This window comes from Neptuniibacter pectenicola (assembly GCF_001597735.1).
In the GTDB taxonomy this organism is placed as follows: Bacteria; Pseudomonadota; Gammaproteobacteria; order Pseudomonadales; family Balneatricaceae; genus Neptuniibacter; species Neptuniibacter pectenicola.
The window spans coordinates 1-332 of sequence record NZ_LUTS01000107.1 but is presented as its reverse complement, the minus strand read 5'-3'; the positions used below and the strand labels follow the sequence as shown (position 1 = coordinate 332).

The 332-nt window shown below is 51.5% G+C and carries 1 protein-coding gene; it reads right to left on the bottom strand.

Annotation, left to right across the window (positions count from 1 at the left end):
- Nucleotides 1-332, bottom strand: a 332-nt coding sequence (locus tag A3773_RS19880) for a hypothetical protein (RefSeq protein WP_197462862.1), incomplete at both ends; no start/stop codon positions are given.

The window sequence follows — 332 nt, the reverse complement described above, 5'->3', positions numbered from 1 at the left end:
CCTTCCCCCTTCTCTCTTTCTTTCTCTCCCCCTCCCCCCCTTCCCTCTCTTCTCTTTCCCTTTCTCTCTCTTCTTTTCTCTCCTCTTTTTTCTTTCCTTCTCTCCCCTTCCTTCCTCCCCCCTTCCCTTTCTCCCCCCTTCCTCCCTCTCCTCTCTCTTTTCCTTCCCCCTTTTCTTTTTCTTTTTCCCTCTCCCCCCTTTCCTCCTTTCCTTTTTTTCTTCCTCTTCCCCCTCTTTCCCCTTCCCTTCCTTTCCTTCCTCCCTTCCCTCTCCCTCTTCTCTCTTTCTCTCTCCTTCCTCTCCCTTCCTCCCTTCTCTTTCCCTTTCTCCTT